At 43.7% G+C, this 21,863-nt stretch carries 20 protein-coding genes and 1 riboswitch; of the genes, 8 read left to right on the plus strand and 12 right to left on the minus strand.

Annotated features, from left to right (window positions below; genetic code table 11):
- Nucleotides 1-50: 50 nt before the first annotated feature.
- Nucleotides 51-1,112: a M24 family metallopeptidase gene (locus EV207_RS16980; protein ID WP_132747345.1), complete on the plus strand. Its 1,062-nt coding sequence runs from the start codon at nucleotides 51-53 to the stop codon at nucleotides 1,110-1,112.
- 59 nt (nucleotides 1,113-1,171) lie between these two features.
- Here the strand turns inward: EV207_RS16980 and EV207_RS16985 are convergent, their stop codons facing one another.
- Nucleotides 1,172-2,785, minus strand: coding sequence for an APC family permease (locus tag EV207_RS16985; RefSeq protein WP_132747346.1), 1,614 nt, complete (start codon nucleotides 2,783-2,785; stop codon nucleotides 1,172-1,174).
- 243 nt (nucleotides 2,786-3,028) lie between these two features.
- On the opposite strand from EV207_RS16985, the gene EV207_RS16990 reads away from it, so the two are divergent.
- From EV207_RS16990 to EV207_RS17010, 5 genes are all read left to right on the plus strand, one after another.
- Complete coding sequence (locus EV207_RS16990; RefSeq protein ID WP_132747347.1) at nucleotides 3,029-3,295, plus strand: (2Fe-2S)-binding protein; 267 nt, start codon at nucleotides 3,029-3,031, stop codon at nucleotides 3,293-3,295.
- Nucleotides 3,296-3,298: 3 nt separating this feature from the next.
- The gene (locus EV207_RS16995) at nucleotides 3,299-3,634 is read left to right on the plus strand and encodes a (2Fe-2S)-binding protein (protein WP_132747378.1); all 336 of its coding nucleotides are present in this window, start codon (nucleotides 3,299-3,301) and stop codon (nucleotides 3,632-3,634) included.
- Nucleotides 3,631-4,818, plus strand: coding sequence for an NAD(P)/FAD-dependent oxidoreductase (locus tag EV207_RS17000; protein ID WP_132747348.1), 1,188 nt, complete (start codon nucleotides 3,631-3,633; stop codon nucleotides 4,816-4,818). The genes EV207_RS16995 and EV207_RS17000 overlap by 4 nt, the downstream gene beginning before the upstream one ends.
- A gap of 71 nt (nucleotides 4,819-4,889) precedes the next feature.
- The gene (locus EV207_RS17005; RefSeq protein WP_132747349.1) at nucleotides 4,890-5,771 is read left to right on the plus strand and encodes a dihydrodipicolinate synthase family protein; all 882 of its coding nucleotides are present in this window, start codon (nucleotides 4,890-4,892) and stop codon (nucleotides 5,769-5,771) included.
- Nucleotides 5,772-5,796: 25 nt separating this feature from the next.
- Complete coding sequence (locus EV207_RS17010; protein WP_243647123.1) at nucleotides 5,797-7,257, plus strand: aldehyde dehydrogenase family protein; 1,461 nt, start codon at nucleotides 5,797-5,799, stop codon at nucleotides 7,255-7,257.
- Nucleotides 7,258-7,421: 164 nt separating this feature from the next.
- Here EV207_RS17010 and EV207_RS17015 read toward each other — a convergent pair whose 3' ends face one another.
- Nucleotides 7,422-8,603: an aminotransferase-like domain-containing protein gene (locus EV207_RS17015; protein WP_132747350.1), complete on the minus strand. Its 1,182-nt coding sequence runs from the start codon at nucleotides 8,601-8,603 to the stop codon at nucleotides 7,422-7,424.
- A 174-nt stretch (nucleotides 8,604-8,777) separates the two neighbouring features.
- Here EV207_RS17015 and EV207_RS17020 point away from each other — a divergent pair, with 174 nt between their 5' ends.
- Nucleotides 8,778-10,868: a DNA topoisomerase III gene (locus tag EV207_RS17020; protein WP_132747351.1), complete on the plus strand. Its 2,091-nt coding sequence runs from the start codon at nucleotides 8,778-8,780 to the stop codon at nucleotides 10,866-10,868.
- 41 nt (nucleotides 10,869-10,909) lie between these two features.
- On the opposite strand, the gene EV207_RS17025 is transcribed toward EV207_RS17020, so the two are convergent.
- The 8 genes from EV207_RS17025 to EV207_RS17060 all read right to left on the minus strand — a co-directional run bounded on the left by EV207_RS17025 (nucleotide 10,910) and on the right by EV207_RS17060 (nucleotide 16,854).
- Nucleotides 10,910-11,530: an NAD(P)-binding protein gene (locus EV207_RS17025; RefSeq protein ID WP_165886989.1), complete on the minus strand. Its 621-nt coding sequence runs from the start codon at nucleotides 11,528-11,530 to the stop codon at nucleotides 10,910-10,912.
- Nucleotides 11,505-12,266, minus strand: a complete 762-nt coding sequence (locus EV207_RS17030) for a sirohydrochlorin chelatase (RefSeq protein WP_132747353.1) — start codon at nucleotides 12,264-12,266, stop codon at nucleotides 11,505-11,507. Before EV207_RS17030 ends, EV207_RS17025 begins: the two co-directional genes overlap by 26 nt.
- Nucleotides 12,267-12,269: 3 nt before the next feature.
- Nucleotides 12,270-13,040 carry a uroporphyrinogen-III C-methyltransferase gene (gene cobA, locus EV207_RS17035; protein WP_132747354.1) on the minus strand — a complete coding sequence of 257 codons (771 nt, stop codon included), beginning with the start codon at nucleotides 13,038-13,040 and terminating at the stop codon, nucleotides 12,270-12,272.
- 22 nt (nucleotides 13,041-13,062) lie between these two features.
- Complete coding sequence (gene cysC / locus EV207_RS17040) at nucleotides 13,063-13,662, minus strand: adenylyl-sulfate kinase (RefSeq protein ID WP_132747355.1); 600 nt, start codon at nucleotides 13,660-13,662, stop codon at nucleotides 13,063-13,065.
- A 13-nt stretch (nucleotides 13,663-13,675) separates the two neighbouring features.
- Complete coding sequence (gene sat, locus EV207_RS17045) at nucleotides 13,676-14,836, minus strand: sulfate adenylyltransferase (RefSeq protein WP_132747356.1); 1,161 nt, start codon at nucleotides 14,834-14,836, stop codon at nucleotides 13,676-13,678.
- Nucleotides 14,833-15,894: an inorganic phosphate transporter gene (locus tag EV207_RS17050; RefSeq protein WP_132747357.1), complete on the minus strand. Its 1,062-nt coding sequence runs from the start codon at nucleotides 15,892-15,894 to the stop codon at nucleotides 14,833-14,835. Before EV207_RS17050 ends, sat begins: the two co-directional genes overlap by 4 nt.
- Nucleotides 15,895-15,912: 18 nt before the next feature.
- Nucleotides 15,913-16,623, minus strand: coding sequence for a phosphoadenylyl-sulfate reductase (locus EV207_RS17055; protein WP_132747358.1), 711 nt, complete (start codon nucleotides 16,621-16,623; stop codon nucleotides 15,913-15,915).
- A 90-nt stretch (nucleotides 16,624-16,713) separates the two neighbouring features.
- On the minus strand, nucleotides 16,714-16,854 hold the full coding sequence (locus EV207_RS17060) for a YezD family protein (protein ID WP_243647124.1): 141 nt from the start codon (nucleotides 16,852-16,854) through the stop codon (nucleotides 16,714-16,716).
- Between the two features lie 80 nt (nucleotides 16,855-16,934).
- Nucleotides 16,935-17,041: riboswitch (SAM riboswitch) on the minus strand.
- Nucleotides 17,042-17,371: 330 nt separating this feature from the next.
- Between EV207_RS17060 and EV207_RS17065 the strand changes: the two genes are divergently transcribed.
- A complete protein-coding gene (locus EV207_RS17065) occupies nucleotides 17,372-20,536 on the plus strand; it encodes an efflux RND transporter permease subunit (protein ID WP_132747359.1) in 3,165 nt (1,054 codons plus the stop codon).
- A gap of 460 nt (nucleotides 20,537-20,996) precedes the next feature.
- Here EV207_RS17065 and EV207_RS17070 read toward each other — a convergent pair whose 3' ends face one another.
- Nucleotides 20,997-21,452 carry a UPF0158 family protein gene (locus EV207_RS17070; RefSeq protein ID WP_132747360.1) on the minus strand — a complete coding sequence of 152 codons (456 nt, stop codon included), beginning with the start codon at nucleotides 21,450-21,452 and terminating at the stop codon, nucleotides 20,997-20,999.
- A 1-nt stretch (nucleotide 21,453) separates the two neighbouring features.
- On the minus strand, nucleotides 21,454-21,834 hold the full coding sequence (locus tag EV207_RS17075) for a hypothetical protein (protein ID WP_132747361.1): 381 nt from the start codon (nucleotides 21,832-21,834) through the stop codon (nucleotides 21,454-21,456).
- Nucleotides 21,835-21,863 lie beyond the last annotated feature (29 nt).

Here is a 21,863-nt window from a genome sequence, read left to right on the forward strand (position 1 = left end):
CATCAAACTTGCAAGGCTTGAAATGACTATATAACAAGAGGTGAACTTCTATGAAGAAATTAACTGCACTAAGGAAAAAGTTAAAAGAGCAATCACTTGACGCGCTTTTGGTTACATATGACCAAAACAGAAGGTATCTCACCGGTTTTACCGGCACAGCGGGGACGGTTTTGGTTACAGAGGAGCGTGCCTTCTTGCTGACCGACTTTCGTTACACTAATCAAGCCACCGCCGAAGCACCGAACTTTGAAGTCGTGGAATTTAAAGAATCTGTCTTTAAAAAAGTTGGTGAACTTGCGGAAGAATCGGGAATTAAGAGCATTGGTTTTGAACAAGCCCATATGTCATTTAAAACCTATCAAACCGTCAAAGAGACCGTAGGCTGCGAGCTTGTGCCGACTGATAATTTGGTAGAAGCGCTTCGCGAAATAAAAGATGAAAATGAAATTGCCTTGTTGAAAACAGCTGCAAATATTGTGGACCAAACCTTTGACCATATGCTAACCCAAATCAAACCAGGTGTGTCTGAGCTTGATCTGTACCATGAAATGGAGCACCACATGAGGATGCTCGGTGCGACAGCATCATCCTTTAACATGATTGTGGCTTCCGGGAGGCGCTCAGCCCTTCCTCATGGTGTAGCAAGTGAAAAAGTGATTGAAAAGGGTGATATGCTAACGCTGGATTTTGGTGCCCTATATAAAGGCTACCGTTCAGATATGACCCGAACCGTAGCGGTCGGGGACCCTGATGACAAACTTGTTGCTGTCTATGATATCGTTCAGAAGGCATTGCAAATCGGCACTGAATCGATCAAACCCGGTGTCGAATGTAAAGCCGTTGACAAAACAGTCCGTGATTATATTACAGAAAAGGGTTACGGCGAGAATTTTGGCCATGGGACCGGACACGGCATTGGTCTCGATATTCATGAAGGACCTTCCCTCTCCTACAAATCAGAAGCAACGCTTGCGATTAATATGGTCGTTACTGTTGAACCTGGGATCTACCTTGATGGTCTCGGCGGCGTCAGAATTGAAGATGATATATTAGTAACGGCCGATGGCTATGAGGTTCTAACCCACTCTCCCCGCGATCTGATTCGTTTATAGTATTTCATCCTAAAACAAGGCTGCAAACTTTGCAGCCTTGTTTTCTTTATGCCAGGACGCTATTGATCAATACTATGAACCGTTTTGACTGACACAACAGGTCCGGTTGCCTCAATATCATCATCATCAAATATTGCCTTAGGCAAGCATGTGAAAACACCCCAATAATATGTGATCAGGGCTGTAAAAGCCACAATAACCATATCTAAAGGATTCTCTAATACCCCGCTGCCGCCGAAAGATCCTAAATATGAAATAGCCATCATCATGACATAATAGAATACAAGCCACCATGATGACTTGACTTGCTGTGCTAAGCTGACTTGGTCAGTAGGAACGACCTTTTTAAAGAAGAGGTAGATGACGAACATCACCAGCTGAGAACCGAGCAGCCAGGAAATTGTGCGCCACCCAGACCAATAGACGATGAGCGATGCAACAATGAATGACAGCGGTCCAATGATGCCCATGGCTTTAAGATGAAATGGGCGCTGCAAATCCGGGGCATTTCTTCTAAAGGCTCCTGCGGAGATTGGCGCAACGGCATAGCTCAATACAAGAGCAGCCGAAACGACACTTATCAGCGCACTCCATGAAGGAAAAGGCAATGTCCAAAAGACAGACATCAAAAAGGTTAACCAAAGTGATGGTCGTGGAATGCCAGTTTTATCATCCACCCTGGCAAAGATTTTAAATAATGTTCGATTTCGAGCCCAGCCGTATACGACACGTGATGTTGAAGACATATAGATGTTACCGGTTCCGCTTGGTGAAATGATCGCATCGATAACAATAAATACCGCAAGCCAGCCCATCCCAAGGACCACTGCAATGTCTTTGAATGGGAGATTGAATTGCTCATTAACTTGACCCCATCCCCCTGATATCATATCCGTGGGAATGCTGCCGACAAAAACGATTTGCAGCAGGACGTATACTATGGTTGATAAGACGACTGAGAGAATCAGCGCAATAGGAACCGTTTTTTGCGGATTCTTTGCCTCGCTCGCCACCGAAACAATTGGTTGAAGACCGAGGTAAGCAAAGATGACACCTCCTGTCGATATAGCCCCCTCTATTCCAGTCAGACCGAAAGGCGCAAAATTCTCAACTGAAAAATTGACTGACTTTATTTGTGTCAGCAAAACAATAATGGTGAGTGCCGGGACGAAAAATTTAAAAATCGTAATGATCGTATTAGTTTTGGCGAATGTTTTGACACTCCAGTAATTAAGCAGAAAGAAAACAGCAAGCAGTGCCAGTTGAACAAACCAGCCGAGAACGGTAGGCAAACTTGAATGCTCCTTAGACAGTGCCGGCCACCATGACGCTGCATATTGACGCGCAGCCTCCACCTCAATGGCGATCAGGCTTGAAAAGGCAATGAGTGTTATGAATCCGATGAGGTATCCCATTAAAGGACCATGTGAATAGACTGGATAACGAACAATACCGCCTGCTCGGGGCACAGCGGCACCAAGTTCAGCATACACCAGCCCTAATAGGATGACAGCAAATCCCCCGGCTACCCAGGAAATCCATCCTGAAGGTCCTGCGATCGAAGCAACTTGACTTGCTGCAAACAGCCATCCTGAACCAAAGATCGCTCCGAATCCTATAAAAGTAAGATCAGATAAAGACAATTCCTTCTTAAACCTTCCTTGACTTCCCATGCCTGTCAAAACCCCTTTCTAAAAATATAATTCCGACCCTATCCACAATATTGCAATTATTGTGCCAATTATAAAGCCCCTTTATATTTCCTGTCATGTGTTTCATTCGTTTACCTTTTTAGACATGATAATCTAGACATGTAAAAGAAGCTATACACTTCCTTTTACATGCCGCAGACGCCTTCCTTGGCACAAAACTTGCAATATCAATTTTGTAAGGTTTTTAAAGGAGGGTGAAAAGCCATGGAAAATGAGAATGTCATCATTTGCCGTTGTGAAGAAGTGACATTTAAAGAGATCTGCGACACTTTAAAACAGTATAATTGTTCATCCCGTGAAGTGAAACTGCGGACTAGAGCAGCTATGGGCTACTGCGGAGGGCGGTCATGCCGATCCTTTGTCGATACACTTGTAGCTGAATTTAGCCGTCGGCCCAGGGCGGATGATGTTCAATTAAAATATCGGCCGCCTGTAAGGCCAATGCCCTTTAAAACGTTGGGAGGTGAGTGATTGATGAAGACGCTTCGCATAAAAAAGCATCCTATTCTAGGTCCGGACGATTTCCGCAATACTGTGGCGTTCACTTATAACGGGAAAACGATAAATGCTTTAGAAGGTGATACACTTGCTGCGGCATTATTGGCTAATGGGATCCGCTCCCTCCGTGCCCATGAGGAAAGCGGATCACCTCGAAGTTTTTATTGCAATATCGGCCATTGCTTTGAATGCAGGGTAACGGTCAACGGAAAAGAAGGTGTCAGGGCCTGTCTTACTCCTGTCAGTAGAGGGGTGGTCGTAGAGTCGGGCAAGAAGCTGCCCCTCCCTTTTAAGGACGGTGGTGAAAAATGATCGATTGTCTTATTGTCGGCGCCGGCCCGGCAGGACTTTCAGCTGCAATTGCCTGCGCTGAAAATGGACTAAGCACAATGGTTCTGGATGAATTTATGAAGCCCGGCGGCCGGCTACTAGGACAGCTTCATGAAGAACCAAACGGTATTTGGTGGAATGGCATTGATGAGGCAGAAAAGCTTTATCAAAGAGCAAAAGCACTGTCGATTTCTTTCCATTTAGAAACAAGTGTATGCCATTTGGAAAAGGTTGATGGAAAGTATTGGACACTTCATACCGATAAAGGAAAGTTCAGCGGTAAAAATCTTCTGATTGCCACCGGCGCGGCTGAACAAAGCCTTCCCATCCCTGGGTGGACTCTGCCTGGGGTCATGTCTATAGGAGCCGCCCAAGTCATGGCTAACGTCCATCGTGTCAAGCCAGGCCATCGGGGTATTGTGATCGGTGTCAATGTCCTTTCGGCAGCCATCGCGCGTGAATTGCTATTGGCAGGGGTTAACCTCGAAGGCATCGTCCTTCCCCCTCGTTATCTGCTAACAAAAGGACAAAGTGAACCGAAGGATGTTTTCCAGTCCCTTCTGCATATGGTCCATCTTGCCCCGTCACATCTAATGAAAATTGGCGGGAAAATGGCGCTGAAGTCATCCTTCATTAGAAAAATGGCAGTGGGAACTTACCCTAAAAAAGGCTTTAAAGTATGGGGGATGCCAATCAAGCTGAAACAAACTGTAACCGAAATTATTGGCAAGGAAAATGTTGAAGGGGTTAAAGTGGCTTCAGTCGATTCATCCGGAAACATCATCGAAGGAAGTGAAGAGATACTTCCTGTCGATTTTGTTTGCATATCAGGCGGACTCTATCCGCTCGCTGAATTGGTCAGCTTAGCCGGCTGCCCTTTTAAATATATCCCTTCCCTCGGCGGCCATGTTCCGGTTCATGATCATAACATGCAAACACCTGTGGAAGGTCTATATGTTGCAGGTAATGTGACGGGAATCGAAAGCGCTAAAGTGGCGATGGCTCAAGGTCATCTCGCAGGGCTTTCCATTTCATCTCAGAAAAATAAAGTTTCCGATGGTGAGGCGCTTCAAAATGCGAGAGAAAGTGTTGTATCCACTAGGACAAACGCGCTGATTCATTTCCATCCAGATATTTTGGATGGCCGCAGAAGATTGTATGGTTAACTAAGATAGCAATTGGCATCATTTTTGCAATGTGAAAAAAGAAATAAAATTTAAAGGAGTGTCGTATTTCTATGGCGAAATTTGATGGTGTCTATGTAGCTTTGGTCACACCAATGACTGAAACCTTTGATGTTGATTATAAAAGGCTGCATGACATAAGCAGATGGCTGATTAGCGAAGGTGTCAATGGACTTATTCCCGGTGGATCACTCGGTGAATACGCTGCTCTATCCAACAGGGAGCGGGCAAAGGTTGTGGAAACGGTAATAAGTGCTTCCCAAAATAACGTTCCGGTTGTTGTGGGAACTGGCGCACCCTCAACAAATGATGTCTTATCCTGGGCGGAACATGCCAAGGAAAAAGGTGCGGAAGGCCTCATGGCTCTCCCTCCTATCAATTATAATCCCCTCGAAAATGAAGTGATCGCCCATTATCAGGCATTAAATACGGTTGGGCTGCCGATCATTGCCTACAACAACCCTAGAGACTATGCGACAGATCTGACACCGGAATTACTCGCCAAAATCGCTGCTTTTGATCATGTCGTTGGCGTGAAGGAATTCAGCGGTGATGTCCGCCGTGTTCACGATATTTTGGAAAAAACAGATCTTGAGGTCATGATCGGCGTCGATGACTTGGCAATGGAGGGCTCTCTTGCCGGTGCAACCGGCTGGATATCCGGCGTCCCTAATGCTCTGCCAAACGAAGGGGTAAAATTGTTCCAGCTTGCAAGAGAAGGCCGAATCGAAGAAGCACTTCCACTTTACCGCAAGCTTCTTCCGCTCTTTCATTACGATGCGGAACCGCAGCTCGTACAGGCTATTAAATATATGATGTCGCTTGCGGGACAAGATGCCGGGCCAACACGGCCGCCGCGGCTTCCTTTAACCGATGAAGCATACGGCCGTATTAAGGATGCCTATCTTCATGCTAAACAGCCTGCATTAAATTAATATCAATATTTTTGTGGGAGGGAAAATGATGTCGCAAAACTATACTATAAACCACGTTCAATCTGGTAATTACATTAACGGTGAATGGGTGCAAGGCAAAGGGGAAAGCTTTTCTGTTAAAAACCCCTCCGATCTATCTGAAACAATCGGTGACGTTGCTTTCTCTACTGTCGATCAGGTGAAAGATGCGGAGGAAGCAGCGAGAGGCGCCTTAAACTCATGGAAGAATCTTACCGGCAGCGCACGCGGTCAATATCTCTATAAGATGGCCGCTGCCTTAGAAGAAAATCTTCAGACACTTGCAACCCTTGCCAGCAAAGAAATGGGCAAGCCGATCAGTGAAATGAAAGGTGAAGTTACGAGAGGCATCCAGTTGTTAAACTATTACGCCTCCGAGGGTGTCCGTTCAGAAGGAGATGTTATCCCTTCTGCTTCGGAGAAGGTTTTGCAATACACGAAAAAGGTTCCTTTGGGCGTTGTCGCCCTGATAACACCGTGGAATTTCCCAGTTGCCATCCCCATTTGGAAACTCGCTCCCGCATTAATTTGCGGCAATACAATTATATGGAAGCCTGCGGAAAACAATGCCTTAATCTCATCTAAGTTATGTGAGGTCTTTGAAAAAGCCGGCCTTCCGAACGGTGTACTTAACATGGTGATTGGCAGCGGCAAAGAAGCTGGCGCTTATTTGACGGAAAAGGCAAAGATTAATGGGCTGTCATTTACGGGATCAACTGCCACAGGTTCAACAATCGCCGCAGCCTGTGCCCAAAGAAACATTAAATTCCAAACGGAAATGGGCGGCAAGAATGCGGCTATTGTATTAAATGATGCTGACCTGAAAAAAAGCATTCCGCCAATTGTCAGCGGCGCTTTCCGCTCCGCCGGGCAAAAATGTACCGCTACGAGCCGAATCATTGTCGAGGAAGGGATTTACGATCAATTTATTGCTGAGCTAAAAGAAGAAATGACGGATGTCAAACTCGGGCCAGCCCTGGCAGAAGAATCCTACCTCGGCCCCGTTGCTTCGAAAGATCAATATGAAAAGGTTCAAGGATATGTCGATCTGGCACATAAAGAGGCAGAAGTGATTTTTGAAAACCAAGATAAAATAGCAAGTGATGGCTATTACATCCATCCATTGATCGTTACCGGGATTGAAAGTGATCACCCTCTTTTTAAAGAAGAGATCTTCGGTCCCGTCGCCGTTGTAATTAAGGTTAAGAACTATGATGAAGCGGTTGCCTTGCTCAATGATACAGAATATGGGCTCTCAGCCTCTATCTTTACGAATGATTTAAATAAAGCCCACCGGTTCTTAGACGATGCAGATATCGGCATGGTCCGCGTCAACTTAGAGACAGCCGGTGTGGAATACCAAGCACCGTTCGGCGGCATGAAGCAATCCAGTTCCCATACCCGTGAACAAGGCCAAGCCGCTCTTGACTTTTATACAAGCACAAAGACCTGTGCCGTTCATTATTAGTGATAAAGAAAACTTGGCTTATCGCCAAGCTTTAATGGCGAAATCCTTAGTTGCACTTATACTTTATTCCGCTTTTTTGCTTTAGCGAACTTAAACATTCTTAAAGTATAAATAATAAGGGATATCCAAAAAGCCTGGTTTCTGACTTTTTGGATATCCCCCTTTCACATTAAAAGATTCCCCAATATTCTAATTCCCTTAACAATATCGTTTTTATCAGCATAACTAAAAGAAAGACGAAGATACTCATTTCCATGTTTTTGATTCAAGAAGAAATGTTTACCCGGAACAAATGATACACCCGCAGATAATGCTCGATTCAACAAAAGAGAGGTATCGACGCCTCGGATTTTGATCCATACAAAGTAACCGCCCTTCGGTACAAACCAGGAAACATACTCGGGAAGGAACTTTTCCATTGCAGAGATCAATACATCACATTTATCATGGTAAGTATTTCTCAATAATTTAAGCCGTTCCTCATAATTTGTTTTATCTAGGAAAACAGCCATAGTGGCCTGAGTAAATGAAGGGTTTAAGTCTTTCTTAAACCAGGAACAAGCGGTAATGAATTCTCTTGCACCTGCTACCCATCCAATTCGCATTCCGGGTGCTACTGTCTTTGATAGTGAACCAATATGTATGACTGGTCCATCATTATCTATTGCTTTAAGCGGCAGTGGACTCTTTTCAAAACCTAATTCCCCATAAGCATCATCCTCTAATATAAGAAAGTTATATTTGACAGCAAGATCTAATACATGTTGCCTGCGCTCCGCAGACATGGTTGTCCCTGTAGGATTATGGAAAGTTGGAATGGTATATAGAAGCCTTGGAAGTGCGAGCCCTTTACCTCTTCTTTCTTCTAGCACTCTTTCTAATTGATCCGTTTGGAGGCCGTGCTGATCTATTGGAATACTAATAAAACGTTGAGTATAATTTTTGAAAATTTCTAAGGCCTCCATATAAGTGGGAGACTCAACAATAACAAATGTTTCATCGTCAAGCAAAACCCGAGCAATCAAATCAATAGCCTGACAAGCGCCAGATGTCATCAGGAGTTCTTCTCCCGATACATGAATATCGCGCTCTGCTAATTTTTTTAGGATTTTTTCCTTTAACTTTGCAATTTTCGGACTCCCAAGATAATGAAGAGGCAAATCATGTTCCTCTTCAAGAAGATTAACTACCGCTGCCTTTAGTTCCTCCGTGGGAATGAGAGCTGGTGCAGGGTAGCCAGAACTTAGGCGAATACACTTATCAGGGAGGTTTGGCATCCACATACCCGGTGGTTCATTTTTTAGTGCTGCTTTTATTTTTCGAGGAAAAAATGAATCAACGATCACTTCTACCACACCTTTCTTTTTAGCGTTGAACAATTATTTTATAGATTATAATTTTCAGTGTAAAGAGAAATAGCCAATAATGAAAGTTTCCAAACGTCATTCATTTTAAGAAAAGCCCCTCTTCCGTTATACTAGTATAAGATATAATGGTTCAAGCCTTGAAAGGAGTTCTTTATGAAATCATTAGTACTCGCTGAAAAGCCGAGCGTTGCCCGCGATCTTGCGCGCGTCCTTGGCTGTAAAGATAAAAAGAAAAGCTATATTGAAGGGCCTGGGTATATTGTGACATGGGCGCTTGGGCATCTTGTTGAATTGAAAATGCCTGAGGACTACGAAAAAAGATATAAAACATGGAAGATGGAGGATTTGCCGATCATTCCGAATCGGATGGGACTAAAAACGATTAGGCAAACAAGCCACCAATACCGCGCCATTGAACAGCTGGCTAAAAGAAAAGATTTGAAGGATCTTATTATAGCGACTGATGCCGGCCGTGAAGGAGAACTCGTGGCAAGATGGATCATCGAACGGCTGCATTGGAAAAAGCCTCTGAAACGACTCTGGATATCCTCGCAAACCGACCGGGCGATCCGCGATGGGTTTAAACAGTTGAAACCGGCGAAGCAGTATGACAATCTCTATCAGTCTGCTGTATGCCGCGCCGAAGCTGATTGGCTGATCGGCCTGAATGTGACCCGTGCGCTGACAACGAAATATAATGATCCGCTATCAGCCGGGCGGGTGCAAACCCCGACGCTCTCAATGATTCTCGATCGGGAGAAAGACATTCAGGGCTTCAAACCACAGGAATATTGGACGATACAAGCAGCCATTGGACCGCTCACCGCAAGCTGGGAAAAGAACGGAGAAAAGCGGCTATTTGATCAGAACAAAGCTGAGTCGATTCAGGACAAAACAAGTGGAAAATCAGCGGTGATTCGAGATATTAAAAGACAAGAAAAATCGGAACCGCAGCCTCTTCCCTATGATTTAACCGAACTGCAGCGGGATGCTAACCGCCGCTTTGGCTTTTCGGCAAAGCAAACGTTAAATGTACTGCAGCGGCTATACGAACAGCACAAGCTTGTCACATATCCCAGAACAGATTCCCGTTATTTAACCAAGGATATGGAAGCCACAATGAAAGATCGCTTGAAGGCCATCTCCTCTGTATATAAGAAAGAAACACAGCCGATTTTAAAACAGCACGGCAAAGTGGCGGCCAAAAGGATCTTTAATGACGCCAAGGTGACGGACCATCACGCGATCATACCTACGGATCAATCTCTTTTCATGGGAGATTTATCGGCTGATGAACGAAAGCTTTACGATCTTATAGCGACACGTTTCCTAACACTCTTCTATCCTCCGTATAAATATGAATCGATTCATGCGGTTTTTGATGTTGAAGGAGAAACATTTACAGCAAAAGAAACAGCTGTGATCGATAAAGGTTTCAAAGCTGTTACAGGAAAAGATGATGAAAAGGTGGCGGGTCACCATCTCGCAAAATTGAAAAATGGCCAGACGTTATCTACTAAGGACGTTAATATCGCGTCAAAAATGACGGAACCGCAGCAAAGGTACTCTGAAGCTGATTTGCTAACGCGTATGGAAAAGTATGGGCTCGGCACACCGGCAACCAGGGCTGACGTCATCGAGCGCTTGCTTAGCGGTCAAGTCGTTGAACGAAAGAACGCCAGACTTTACCCAACACCTAAAGGGAAACAGCTGATCGACCTTGTGAATGATGAGCTGAAATCACCAAAGCTGACCGCCCGCTGGGAACATCAGCTGGAGGACATCGCACATGGCAAAGGAAATGCCGGTGCCTTCTTAGCAAATATTCGCAAGCAAACAAAACAACTTGTTTCTGAGATTACATCAAGCAGCAAATCCTACAAGGCTCATAATTTAACTGGGTCCAAATGTCCAGAATGCGGCGAGCTTATGAAGGAAATCAAAGGGAAAGACGGAAGAATTCTTGTCTGCTCGAGCCGTGAATGCGGACATCGCAAACGGAAAGATCCGAAGCTATCAAACCGGCGCTGTCCGAAATGCCATAAACGAATGGAAATTCACAACGGCGAAGCTGGCGTCTACTTCCAATGCCGTTCATGCAATGTTGTTGAAAAAGCCGATAAAAAGAAAAAAGCTGTTAACAAACGTGAGGAAAGACAGCTTATGAAAAAATACGGTCAACAAGAATCAGTCGGCAACAGTATGGCCGATGCACTAAAAGCCGCACTTGAGGATAAAGAATAGCAATCATCAAAGCCCCGGATAATGCTGTCCGGGGCTTTGATTTATTTACTTCTACAAAATGCTTCGAAGTTCATCATGACTTCTTTCTGCCTGTCAGGTGAACGGTAGCCAGGTTGTAGAAGCTGTTTTAACAGCTGGTTTTTCCGGCTATTATGAAGACTTTTCAGTTTCAGCCTTTCACGGCACGCAAACAAAAAGTCCAGATAATCTTCATAATGCTCATCAAAGTTTCCCGCCAAGTCATCCCGGATTTGCCGGGCAAGGAGCGGGCTTGCTCCAGCCGTCGATACCGTAATGGATAATCTTCCTTTATTGAATACAGCCGGAAGCTGGAAGTTGCCAAGATCGGGCTGGTCACAGACGTTTATCAATTGATGCTCCTCGGCAATTTGAGCCGCTTTGCTGTTCACATTGGCATCATTGGTCGCGGCAATGACAATAAATGCATCGCTAATATCCTCAGATTCAAAAACCCTTTGAACCCATTTTAACTTGCCATTGCCGCTAAGCGCCGCAAGCTGCTCTATAGCCTCCGGACTAATCACAGTCACCAAGGCACCAGCATCTAAGAGAACCCTTATTTTGCGAAAAGCTACTCTTCCTCCGCCGATCACCACCGCTTTTTTCCCTCTTATATCAAGCATGATAGGATAGCTGTTCATCATCATTGCTCCTAATAGATTCTTCTATGCGCCGACTAAGCAGCTTCTTAAGCTTGGCATGATAGCCGAGCGATTGGCATAGGATAAAAGATTGGTTGCCCTGATTACGTTCCCGTATCGTTTGTTCCATTTCTTTCATTAATATCCCGGTAAATAATAAATAAGGAACGACAAAGATTTTCTTATATCCTGTTGCCTGTGCAAAGTCCAAACCTTCCTCGAAAGAAGGATCAGCTGCAGCTAAATAACAGGGGAAGGCCCGAGTAATGCCTCTTCCCTCAACCATTTGTTTGATTTGTTGAAAGTCGGTTTTTATACATGGGTCGCTGCTCCCCCTTCCGACAAGCAAAACGAAAGCATCATCAGAAAAAGCGTCCCCTTGTTCCTGGATCCTTTCAATTAAAATGTCAATGATCATATCATGTACACCAAAGGGATGGCTGTAAATGAATGTAATATCAGGATAATCCTTAGCCGCTTTCTCAATTTCCGCAGGTATATCTTTTTTGATATGTCCTGCTGCCAGAAGCAGGACAGGTTGGATAATGATACGCGAGGCACCACGCTGAACACAGCGGCGAATGCCCTCCGGAATGTCCGGTTCAGCCAGCTCCAAAAAACAGATTTCCTGAATGGGCATCCTGCAAGTCTCCATGCATGAACTGATAAATCGCTTAGCTTGATCAATCCCTGCCTTAACACGGCTGCCGTGTCCAATATACAAGACAGCATCCATCAGTTAAAAGGCCTCTTTGAGTGGTTCAGCTGGATGCAGCTGCTCAAACCAGCTCAATTTCTCACGGAGCCTGACAACCTCGCCGACAACGATCATTGTTGGATTTTTCACATGATGTTGTTCCGCTTTTGCTGCCATGTTCGCAAGCGTCCCCGTCACGGTTTTCTGTTCTTTGGTCGTTCCCCATTGTATAAGAGCAACAGGTGTTGACCCGGAACGGCCATGTTTTAATAATTGTTCTGATATATAAGCAAGCTGGCTGACACCCATGTAAATCGCCAACGTATCGATAGCTTTCAAGTTTTCCCAGTGTTCATCTTCTTTCAGACCCTGTTTGCGGTGGCCGGTGACAAAGGCGACAGATCCGCTGAAATCGCGATGTGTCAGCGGGATCCCCGCATACGCAGGGGCAGCAATACCGGATGTAATCCCCGGTATGATTTCAAATGCAACCCCGTGTTGTGCAAGGCTTTCCGCTTCTTCACCGCCCCGGCCGAATACAAACGGATCACCGCCTTTTAACCTTACAACTGTCTTCCCGCTTCTGGCATAGCTTACAAGGAAATGATTAATTGTTTCCTGTTTCATAGTATGATAGTTTGGCAGCTTGCCGCAATAAACCAAATTTGCCTGCGGGTCGGCATATTCCAGCAATTCCTCATTGATGAGACGATCATATAAGATTACATCTGCCTTCTTTATACATTTTAAGCCCTTAACAGTAATCAAATCAGGATCTCCCGGTCCTGCCCCAACCAAATACACTTTTCCCATCGCGAAAGCACCCCCCTTTAACTTAAATCACTAGCCGTTCTTTTAATAGATTGATAACCCGCTCCGCTGAAGCCTCAACTGTTTCTTTTTCCGTATCGAGAATTAATTCAGGTGATTCGGGCGGTTCATAGGGTGCATCAATCCCCGTAAACGTTTTTATTTCTCCCGCTCGCGCCTTTTGATACAAGCCTTTTGGGTCCCTTTTTTCACATTCATCAAGCGAACACTTGACGTAAATTTCAAAGAACTCGTTATCCTCAACCAACTCACGAACTTCTTGCCGATCACTGATATAAGGTGAGATGAAAGAAGTGAGAACAATGGCGTTGCTGTCGACAAACAGCTTCGCAACCTCTCCGATGCGGCGGATGTTTTCTTTCCGGTCATCTGCTGAGAATCCTAGATTGTTATTTAAACCCGAACGGATATTATCACCATCGAGTAAGTAGCTTCTGGCGCCAAGCGCATACAACTGGGCTTCCACTGCGTTGGCAATTGTAGATTTTCCGGCACCGGATAAACCGGTGAACCAGAGAACCGCACTTTTGTGCCAATTTAGCTTTTCTCTATCTGCTTTAGTAATGGTCGCATCATGCCACACAATATTTTTTGGCTGTGCCATTTTAACATCCTCCTTATGACGTGATTCCAGCTTTTTCTCTTTCTTTGAGTCCCTCTATTAAGACATCGATGACTTCCGGTCTGCTGAAAGTTTTTGGCGGCCGTTCGCCATTGCGCAGCAATTCTCTAACCTTTGTCCCCGATAGAATGACATGCTCTGTATCATCATGTGAACATGTTTTGTATGATGCCATGCTTTCACATCTTTTGCAGTAAAAGCTGTGTTCAAAAAACAGCGGCTCTATTCCCAATTCATTTGGCGCAAATTCAGAGAAAATCTTTTGTGAATCGTACGTGCCATAATAGTTTTTCACCCCGGCATGATCCCTGCCTACAATGAAATGCGTGCAGCCGAAATTTTTGCGGACAAGGGCATGGAAAATTGCTTCACGCGGTCCAGCATATCGCATCGCCGCGGTAAAGACCGCGATGGTCACATGGTCCTTAGAATAATAGTTATCAATAAGGGCACGGTAGCTTTTCATCCGAATATCAGCGGGAATATCATCGCTTTTGGTCTCACCGACGAGCGGGTTAATGAACAAGCCGTCAACAGTTTCCAAGGCGGACTTTTGAATATATTCATGTGCCCTGTGAATAGGATTGCGTGATTGGAAACCGACGATTTTTTCCCAGCCAAAGGCTTGAAAACGGTCGCGGATAGCTGCCGGGTCTTGATAATAATCCGGAAATTCAGGATGGCGGTCAGCTCGCTTGATCAGGCTGATTGGCCCCGCTAAATAGACTGTGCCGCGTTCATATAATTTTTTGACGCCTGGATGAGCAACTTCTGTTGTACGATAGACTTTAGCAGCCTCATGTTCTTTATCGGGATGGTATTTTTCTGTAATAACAATCGTGCCATATACAGTTCCTTCATAGCTAAGTGTCGCTTTATCACCAATCTCAACAGAAGCCGCAGCATCTTCTGTAACCGGCAGTGTAATCGGAATGCTCCACGGCAGACCATTTGAGAGGCGCATTGTATCAACAACCGACTGGTAATCTTCCTTCGACAAAAATCCTTCAAGCGGGCTATAAGCTCCATTTGCAATCAATTCCAAATCACTCAAAGCAATCCGGTCTATATCGAGATTTTTCTCGATGTGAGAGACATCCTCATTTAATTGTAATCTATTAATTAATTTTCCTCCGTGTGGTTGATTTATTGTCATTTCAATTCCTCCCTTTGAATTTTCGAGATGTTTTCTTTATTAAACATCTTGTAAAGTGTTAATAATCCTATCGTTGATAAGCAAACACCCGCCATGATAACGAATGTATAGACATCATTTTTTAAAATAACCTGAATCAATCCATATGAAAGCACTGTTGAGATTACAGGTGAAACAGCCCAAACAATTAATATTTTCCGGACGATCCGTTTTTGTTCATGACCGAAACCCTTTTTGGCTGTTCCGATCCCCAGTATTGCAGAGGTCGTCATTTGCGCCATTGGCACTGGCACCCCGAGCACCGAGGCGACAATGACCAATATGGCTGTCGTGCCAGAAACAAATCCCCCTTCCACAAGTGTTAGCGGTGTTATTTTTTTGCCATTGGTTTCAAGTGTCCGCCCGCCAAGAACGACTGCACCAAGACTCACGAATAGCCCTCCCAGCAGAATGCCATTTGACGGGGTTAATAAATCGACGCTGACCAAAGGGCCAATCGCATTGGCAACATTGTTCATTCCAGCCGAAAAGGCCTCTATGAATCCTAAGCCAACAACGATAATGACGAGCCATTTCTTCACCCTGTTTTCATACCTGTTAAGTCGGTTTATGGCATGCGCTGACCCAAATGCTGCTAAAAAGGAGACCGCAGGCATCAGCAGCCAGAAAGTTAAAATGAGAATCAAATTCCCGATGTAAAGCTGATGGGAAGCGAGACCCAAACCAACGATGGCACCAACAATAACTTCACTGGTTGATAAGGGAATCCCAAGCCAATTCGAACTAAATAAAGTCAGAGCTGCAGCAATAAGAATCATCAAGGTCACGTTAAGTGTGACTGACGAGGACGGCACAATCCCATCACTTAAGGTTTTGACAACTTCACCACCGCCGAGGATAGCACCTAAAAACATACCGATGGCACATAACCATATACCCCTTCGCCTCGTCACCGCCTGCGCGCTATAGGCAATGCCCATAGAAGTTGCCGCACCGCTTGCTCCGATGTTGGCCGCGAAAAAGAAAGCAATAATGAAAACCGAGAGCAGAAGCAGCATGTTAATCCTTCCTTCCTTTTAATCCCAGTGAAGGCCGCATTCCGTTTTTTCAAGGTTTGCCCATCGGCCTGCTCGTGAATCCTTATGTCCCTCCACTTGGGATGTGCAATATTCACAGCCAATACTTGGATAGCCATGATCATGGAGGGAGTTATAAGGCAAATCATTTTCGCGGATATACTGCCAAACATCATCCCAAGTCCAGTGAATAAGCGGACAAATTTTCATAAGCTCGAACTTGTTGTCCTTATTAATAAATTCGACATCCTTTCGGGTCGATGACTGGTCCCTTCTTAATCCGGATATCCAAGCCTTTTTCCCGGATAACGACCTTTTCAACGGTTCGATTTTTCTAATGTTGCAACATAGATTAGGGTTGGTTTTCCATAATTCGCTGCCATACTGATCAGCTTGTTGTGAAGGTGTCAGTTCGGGCTTTTGCATATTAATTTTTAAACTGGGATATTTCTCTTTTACCTTATTAATCAACTCATATGTTTCTTTAAAATGAAAATCAGTATCCAAAAAAACAATCTCTGCCCGGCTTTCAATCTGGCTGATTAAGTCGATTAAAACGATGCCTTCAGCACCGAAGCTGCAAGCGTATATGATATCGTCGCCATAGGTTTTATAAGCCCAATCGAGGACGTGCCTGCTTCCTTTCAAATCCCCTTCGACAGGAACATCCAACTGTTTTTCATCCCAGCCGTCGTATGTCACATTAGACATTTATTAACCTCCTTTATGCTTTGAATCGAACAACAGAGGCGGACAGCATTCATCATGCCGTCCGCCTCTAGTTTGTCTAGTCAGCGCCTCTTATTTGATTCTTACTTTCTCGTTTTTTTCAAGCTGAATAATCTTTCCATCTTGTACCACAAGGGTAATTGAGCCATACTTCATCGTTGATAATAGTTTCTCGATTTGGTCTGCAATTTTTTCAAACTGATTTTGTTCCACCCGAATCCCCCTCTTTTTCAAATATAAGATAATACGAAAAAAACCTTTGCCATTATGGAAAGGTTCAGTGTCCGACGTATCACCTATCTTCCAAAATGGTGTGCCATTTTGCTGGATTTAGCACCTTGCACGATCTGCAGGTTGCCGGGCTTCATCGGGCCAGTCCCTTCGCCTCTCTGGATAGTAATTTGATTGATTCTCATTTTACTTAGCTTGAAGGCTGGTGTCAACACTGTTTTCATCCCGTTTATCATCAATATCTGGTTGTTTCTTGTATTAAAATACCTTAAACCCATTGGTATACTTGGTTTTAATGTTATTAGTTGCCCTGATTATTTTTTTAAAAAAAATTTAAAAATAAATCTTTTGTCCTATTTTAATCACACCTTCTCTTTTGTCACAATCCTTTCAGATTCTTCCATTCAACCGGGTTGTATTTACAAGGCTAATCAGCTATATTTTAAATGCTGTGACAAGTCAGTCAAAGATATAGAGACTTAAAAAGGGGTGACGTTATTTGCATAAAATCATCAATTTTTGTTTAAAAAACAAATTTGCCGTTTGGCTGTTAACAATTATTATTACAGTCGCTGGATTATACGCAGGCTTTAATATGAAGATGGAGACCATTCCAAGCATCACAACGCCAATCGTCTCCATTACCACGACATATCCTGGCGCACCGCCGGCAGAGGTTGCCAAGGAAGTAACTGAACCTATTGAGCAGCAAGTTCAAAATCTTCCAGGGGCTAAGGCGGTGAGCTCAACCTCGTTCCAAAATGCCTCTTCCATTCAAATTGAATATAATTATAAAAAGGATATGGACGAAGCAGAACAAGAGGTAAAAGAAACAATTGCCAAGCTTCATCTGCCTGACGACGCCAAAAAACCCGAAGTTTCTCGTCTAAGTTTTAACGCCTTTCCGATCATGTCTCTAAGCGTTACGAATGATAATGAATCGCTTTCGGGGTTAACAAAGCGTGTCGAAAAAGATGTTGTCCCCGCGTTAGAAGGCATTGAAGGTGTATCCTCCGTCCAAATCGCCGGGCAAGAAACTCAAGAGGTGCATCTGACTTTCGATGATAAAAAGATGCAGAAATATGGCTTGGATCAAGAAACGGTACAAAAACTTATTAAAGCATCAGCTGTTACATACCCACTTGGACTTTACCAATTTGGCAACAAAGAAAAATCTGTCGTTGTGGATGGCAATGTCACAACCTTAAAGGATTTAAAAAACCTAAGAATCCCTATAACCGGTCAACCACAAACACCGAAAACGGCTGGCGCGGGAACGGATCCTCAAGGGGAGAGCCGGAGTTCATTGCCGCCAAATGGCCGGGGCTCTGACATGGTTGGTTTAAAAGGTTTGCCGACTGTTAAACTTAGTGATATTGCAAAAATTGACCTTGTTGATAAGGTTGATTCGATATCAAGAACGAACGGCAAGGACTCCATTGGCATTCAAATCGTGAAAGCAGCTGACGCTAACACGGTCGATGTCGTGAATAACGTTAAAGAAAAGGACAAGGAACTGGAGAAGCAATTCAAGGGTTTAAATGTTGTCCCTATATTTGATCAAGGCCAGCCTATTGAAGAATCGGTCAATACGATGTTGAACAAAGCGATTTTCGGGGCGATTTTTGCTGTGCTGATCATTCTTCTCTTCCTTAGAAATATCCGGACAACATTGATATCTATTATTTCCATTCCCCTGTCACTATTGATTGCTGTTCTTATTCTTAATCAGATGGGTATCTCATTAAATATTATGACACTTGGAGCCATGACGGTCGCCATTGGCCGTGTTATCGATGATTCAATTGTTGTGATTGAGAATATCTACAGGCGAATGACCAGATCCGATGAAGAACTGAAAGGTGCTGACCTCATTCGCGAGGCTACAAAGCAAATGTTTATCCCGATCATGTCATCGACAATTGTGACCATTGCCGTGTTCTTGCCGCTTGGCTTTGTCAAGGGTGCTGTCGGTGAGTTGTTCTTACCGTTTGCTTTGACGATTGTGTTCTCACTTTTGGCGTCTCTCTTAATCGCCATCACCGTCGTCCCGATGCTTGCTCACTCACTTTTTAAAAAGGATCTGACCAGACAAAAGGGCCACAGAAAGCAAAAGAAAAGCAAACTAGCAGGCTATTATAGAACGCTCCTGAACTGGTCATTGAACCATAAGTTGACCATGTTTGGCCTCGCCATCATTCTGCTTGCAGGCAGTATTTTCCTCGTCCCCTTAATCGGTGTCAGTTTCTTGCCGTCCGATGAGCAGAAAATGGTTGTTGCCACATTCAATCCAGAACCTGGTCAAACCGACAAGGACATTAACAAAATTGCGACGGATGCTGAACATTACTTTTTGGACCGCAAAGGCGTTACAAAAGTTCAATATTCTGTCGGCGGCGGCAACCCAATGAATCCCGGCGGCTCTGACCAAGGGCTCTTCTTTGTTGAGTATGATAAAGATTATCAAAACTTCGCTCATGAAAAGGAGCAAGTGATTAAGGATTTGCAAAAAATGACTGGAAAGGGAGAATGGAAATCACAGGATATCTCTACGACGGGCAGCAGTGACCTGAATCTATATGTCTATGGTGAAAATCAAAAAGATGTTGAGACGGCTGTCAAAGATTTAACGGATATAATGAAAGATGATGACACTTATACAGATGTCGAATCGAGCCTGTCCCATCCGTATGATCAATATACACTTGTTAGTGATCAAGCAAAGTTAAGCCAGTATGGCCTAACGGCATCGCAGGTTGGGATGATGTTAAGTAATGTCGGAGAAAAGCCAGCTCTGACAACCATACAAAGGGACGGCAAAAAGGTGAATGTCTATGTTCAGGTTAATAAACAACATTATAAGAACATCGATGATCTTAAGGATACGAAAATCAAAACACCTTTGGGACCAGACATCACTCTATCGGATGTGATGAAGGTTAAAAGTGGCAAATCACCTGAGCAAATCACTCGGCGTGATGGCAAACTCTATGCGTCCGTTTCATCTAAACTGACAACCGATGATGTCGGCAAAGCCTCAGCCGATTTAAAGAAGAAAATAGACAAGATGTCATTGCCTGACGGGGCCTCGATTGATTTTGGCGGTGTGACCGAACAAATCAATGAGTCGTTCACTCAGCTGGGATTAGCGATGCTTGCCGCCATCGCGATCGTTTATCTTATTTTGGTCATTACATTCGGCAGTGCGCTCGCACCGTTTGCGATTCTGTTCTCATTGCCTTTTAGCATTATCGGCGGTTTACTCGCGCTTTATCTCTCTGGTGAAACGATCAGTATATCCGCCATGATCGGTGCGCTGATGCTGATCGGGATCGTAGTCACCAACGCCATTGTCTTAATCGATCGTGTGAAGCATAAAGAGAATGAAGGTCTCTCAACAAGGGAAGCCCTTTTGGAAGCCGGCACCACTCGACTCCGCCCCATTTTAATGACGGCGATTGCGACAATTGGCGCCCTCGCACCCCTTGCAATAGGATTAGAGGGCGGCGGCCTGATTTCCAAAGGACTCGGCGTTACGGTTATCGGAGGATTGACAAGCTCCACAATCCTAACGCTCATCATCGTCCCGATCGTCTATGAGTTTTTCATGAAATTCAAGAAAAAGCCCCGCGGATCGGGGAAATTGGATAGCGGCAATATATAGAATAAAGAACTCACACATACCACTAGCGCTTTGGCAGATATAATTAGTGATTATCTAAGTCGTCATTCCGGAAAAAGTAAGCTATAAACCAAAAAGATGGCAATCAGCTTAGTAATATAAGGCTGATTGCCTTTGATTTCCCATATATTTATTATTTGAGTAAATTACGCCCGCCCTTGTTGGAAAAGGATTTTAGAGAGTAGAAAAGAAGGTACTTCCCTCAAATCTCAAAATAGTTAGTTTCCAAACAAATAAAACTATAGATATGTCTGAGGATTATTGGACAAATTTAGAGTTTTTCTTAAAACGGAGATGTTTTTTGAGATGAAAATGTTCTATTAAAGACTTTTTTAGCCTCAACCACGTAAGATTCCTATGACCATCCGTAAGAATTTCAATTTTCCCGTAAGAATCGCAGTAAGTATCATGTTTTGTTCCGTAACTTTTGCTTTAACATAGATCAATTGCTTTTTTCCCCACGGCCTGCTTTAAACTTTTCATTTAATTCTTTATATGATAAGCCCTTCAACTCAATCCAATCTTTTATTTCTTGTCTAAAAAAGGCGTCTTCAAATTTATACCATTCATCCTCAATACCTAATTGAATGACAGCATCTTTAAATCTTCGAAAAGGTCTTCTGCGATCTAGCGCATCAAATAAGAAATCCCTTGATTTGCTATTATCTATTTGTCTTGCAAAATCAACCATGAGTCGATACCCTTCATTTGAATCTGTTTTAGGTATTTCTATATAACGTTCAGCTGATTCATCATCGTCCCAATCAATCTTAGGTTCTTCACCAGTCATTGATTCCTCCATTTCCAGAATGATTTCACCTGTCCATAAATCAAGAAAGTACGCATGTTCAAAAGAGTTATCAGAATAAGAAAAAATTAATTTATCCATTAATTCCATTTTAATCACCTTTCTTTTTCAAACGATTTGAATCGATATAATGTGTTGCATAAGCCTTTTCAAGGATTGGATTCCCGCTCTTAGAAAATGTCAAATCCACCTTCTGTCCTTTTCCCCAAGATTTATAGGATGTCCATGAAGCTTTTAGCTCCCTTTTCCGTGCATGCAACCTTATTTCTTTCATAATAAAAGAAAACTGGTTTAAATTGCCCCTCATAACACGTTCCAAATAAGGGATCCGCTTTTTTCGCCATGCCTCATAATTTTGTTTTGAGAGCTTATCCAGTTTTAAAAATACATCAACAGGAGTTATGTAGCCTTTTTCATAGATGGTTTGATCCATAATTCGCTTTATTCTTTTTGCTAATTGGTGACGATTCATCAATTAAACCCTTTCAAATCTTTTTGCTT

Origin of the sequence: Scopulibacillus darangshiensis (assembly GCF_004341035.1) — a bacterium.
Taxonomy (GTDB): domain Bacteria; phylum Bacillota; class Bacilli; order Bacillales; family Sporolactobacillaceae; genus Scopulibacillus; species Scopulibacillus darangshiensis.

Excerpts from the sequence above, each read along its gene's own strand:
- EV207_RS17010 (WP_243647123.1), top strand. The coding sequence starts at position 5,797 with ATGATGTCGCAAAACTATACTATAAACCACGTTCAATCTGGTAATTAC.
- EV207_RS17020 (WP_132747351.1), top strand. The coding sequence starts at position 8,778 with ATGAAATCATTAGTACTCGCTGAAAAGCCGAGCGTTGCCCGCGATCTT.
- EV207_RS16995 (WP_132747378.1), top strand. The coding sequence starts at position 3,299 with ATGAAGACGCTTCGCATAAAAAAGCATCCTATTCTAGGTCCGGACGAT.
- cysC (WP_132747355.1), bottom strand. The coding sequence starts at position 13,662 with ATGGCACAGCCAAAAAATATTGTGTGGCATGATGCGACCATTACTAAA.
- EV207_RS17000 (WP_132747348.1), top strand. The coding sequence starts at position 3,631 with ATGATCGATTGTCTTATTGTCGGCGCCGGCCCGGCAGGACTTTCAGCT.
- EV207_RS17050 (WP_132747357.1), bottom strand. The coding sequence starts at position 15,894 with ATGCTGCTTCTGCTCTCGGTTTTCATTATTGCTTTCTTTTTCGCGGCC.
- EV207_RS17055 (WP_132747358.1), bottom strand. The coding sequence starts at position 16,623 with ATGTCTAATGTGACATACGACGGCTGGGATGAAAAACAGTTGGATGTT.
- EV207_RS17025 (WP_165886989.1), bottom strand. The coding sequence starts at position 11,530 with ATGAACAGCTATCCTATCATGCTTGATATAAGAGGGAAAAAAGCGGTG.
- cobA (WP_132747354.1), bottom strand. The coding sequence starts at position 13,040 with ATGGGAAAAGTGTATTTGGTTGGGGCAGGACCGGGAGATCCTGATTTG.
- EV207_RS16985 (WP_132747346.1), bottom strand. The coding sequence starts at position 2,785 with ATGGGAAGTCAAGGAAGGTTTAAGAAGGAATTGTCTTTATCTGATCTT.
- EV207_RS17075 (WP_132747361.1), bottom strand. The coding sequence starts at position 21,834 with ATGAATCGTCACCAATTAGCAAAAAGAATAAAGCGAATTATGGATCAA.
- EV207_RS17005 (WP_132747349.1), top strand. The coding sequence starts at position 4,890 with ATGGCGAAATTTGATGGTGTCTATGTAGCTTTGGTCACACCAATGACT.
- EV207_RS17070 (WP_132747360.1), bottom strand. The coding sequence starts at position 21,452 with ATGGAATTAATGGATAAATTAATTTTTTCTTATTCTGATAACTCTTTT.
- EV207_RS16980 (WP_132747345.1), top strand. The coding sequence starts at position 51 with ATGAAGAAATTAACTGCACTAAGGAAAAAGTTAAAAGAGCAATCACTT.
- EV207_RS17030 (WP_132747353.1), bottom strand. The coding sequence starts at position 12,266 with ATGGATGCTGTCTTGTATATTGGACACGGCAGCCGTGTTAAGGCAGGG.
- EV207_RS16990 (WP_132747347.1), top strand. The coding sequence starts at position 3,029 with ATGGAAAATGAGAATGTCATCATTTGCCGTTGTGAAGAAGTGACATTT.
- sat (WP_132747356.1), bottom strand. The coding sequence starts at position 14,836 with ATGACAATAAATCAACCACACGGAGGAAAATTAATTAATAGATTACAA.